The following is a 1,494-nucleotide window of genomic DNA, read 5'->3' on the forward strand; positions in this document are numbered from 1 at the left end:
ACCGCTTCGGCGAGCTCCTGGAAGGTGCCCATGCCATGGACGAGCATTTCCGATCCGCGGACTTAAGCGAGAATCTGCCGGTCATGCTGGGACTGATCGGGATCTGGTACGCCAACTTCGCCGGCGCTCGCACCCACGCGGTACTGCCCTACGACCAATCCTTACGTTACCTGCCGGCCTACCTCCAGCAGGGTGATATGGAGAGCAACGGCAAGCGGGTGACGCGCGCGGGCGATCCTGTGGCATACACCACCGGACCCGTGGTCTGGGGCGAGCCCGGAACCGATGGTCAGCACGCCTTCTTTCAGCTCATCCACCAGGGCACCCAGCTAATTCCCGCGGACTTCATCGCCCCAGTCAACAGCCACAACCCGCTGGGCGATCACCATCCCAAGTTGATGGCCAACTTCTTCGCCCAGACCGAGGCCCTGATGCGTGGCCGTACCCAGGACGAGGCCAAGGCCGAGATGCGGGCCGCCGGGATGTCGCCCGCGAGCGTCGAGGCGTTGGCCCCCCACCGCACCTTCCCCGGCAACCGGCCGACCAACACCATCCTCATGGAACGGCTGACACCCGGAACCCTCGGCGCCCTGATCGCCATGTATGAGCACCGCACCTTCACCCAGGGCGTGGTCTGGGGCATCAATTCCTACGACCAGTGGGGGGTGGAGCTGGGAAAACAGCTCGCAGGGGTAATCCTGAAGGAGCTGGAAGCAGGCAAGGTGAGCGCGGAGCACGATACCTCTACCCACGGGTTGATCGAGTATTTCCTGCACCACCGGGAAGGCGGGGCTTGATGCCGCCTACCAGTCGCGGTCGTGGTAAATTTTCAAGTGGTAGCGTGGAGCGGTTCATTGACCACTCTCTTTTTGGATCCCCTCACCCCGCCCCTCTCCCTCGGTGGGAGAGGGGCGAAGCTCGTAGGTTGGGCAAAGCCGGTAGGATGCGGTGAGCGCCTGCCCACCGCCCCAGGAATATCTGCCTGTGCTGGCCTATCCACCACCTCAGGGACAGCTAGGCACAACAGACGAGGGGCAGGCCGCGAACCGCAGCTTTGGACGGCGGCGTGCCCAACAAATCATTTAAATATTAACCACTACCTACCCAGTCGCCAGCTTCCAGCAACAGCGGGACAGTCTGAACCACAAAGACACAAAGGACGCAAAGGGCGTGTCGGCTGAGGCGAAGAACGGACCCCAACCACAGAAAAACGACGGATCACCCGAATCTTTGCGGATCGATTCGCACGATTCGTAGTTTCCCCCCCCAGGCGGCTACAGCGCATAGGGGTGGGTTGCGCGTCCGCCGCGCCCCTCCCAGACACCCCGGTCGCATGAGCGTTTTGGATCCGCAAGGGTGTAGGTTGCTTTAAAACGCCGGCACCCACCCGGCAGACGATCCGATGCGGGCCTTGGTGCATCGCAACGCAACACGTCGAATCCTCCAACAACGCCAAATCATTCAGGATTGCTTTGATGCGGTTCGCGCCTCCGC

Annotated in this window: 1 protein-coding gene; it reads left to right on the forward strand. The window is 62.2% G+C overall.

Annotation, left to right across the window (positions count from 1 at the left end; translation table 11 throughout):
• Nucleotides 1–797 (forward strand): glucose-6-phosphate isomerase (locus E1958_RS19470; protein WP_481752906.1); only part of this gene is annotated, 797 nt, incomplete at its 5' end.
• Nucleotides 798–1,494: the final 697 nt, after the last annotated feature.

It is taken from the genome of Candidatus Thiosymbion oneisti (assembly GCF_004359955.1).
Classification (GTDB): Bacteria; Pseudomonadota; Gammaproteobacteria; order Chromatiales; family Chromatiaceae; genus Thiosymbion; species Thiosymbion oneisti.